Source organism: Polaribacter sp. BAL334, from assembly GCF_015767435.1.
GTDB lineage: Bacteria > Bacteroidota > Bacteroidia > Flavobacteriales > Flavobacteriaceae > Polaribacter.
Genome location: NZ_JADWOV010000073.1, coordinates 1 through 337 on the forward strand (window position 1 = coordinate 1; position 337 = coordinate 337).

General features: G+C 34.7%; 1 protein-coding gene. It reads right to left on the reverse strand.

All coding sequences use genetic code 11. The features are described 5' to 3' along the window. Window positions 1-337 (reverse strand): hypothetical protein (locus tag IU405_RS00395; protein WP_197436686.1); only part of this gene is annotated, 337 nt, incomplete at both ends.

Below are 337 nucleotides of genomic sequence, written 5' to 3' on the forward strand. Positions count from 1 at the left end.
AACGCTATTTACATAGCGGTTATAAGTAATATTTCCTGAGGATAATTTACCGACTTTTATGGAAGAGAATTCATCTTCATCTGAATGTAAAACTACGGTTCCGTTATTGGTAAAGTTGTCTGATAATTTTAAGCTACCTCCTTTTGCAATGTTTAATGACGCACCACTTTCTATCACAATACTACCAATAATCACATCAGTAGTGGTAGATATTTCCGGGTAGTTTGCTAAACCTGTAGGAATCGTAACTGTTGTATAGGTAGATAAAACTACATTATTACTCCAGTTTCCTAAATCACTCCAGTCTGTATTTACAGCTCCTGTCCAAGTATTTGTA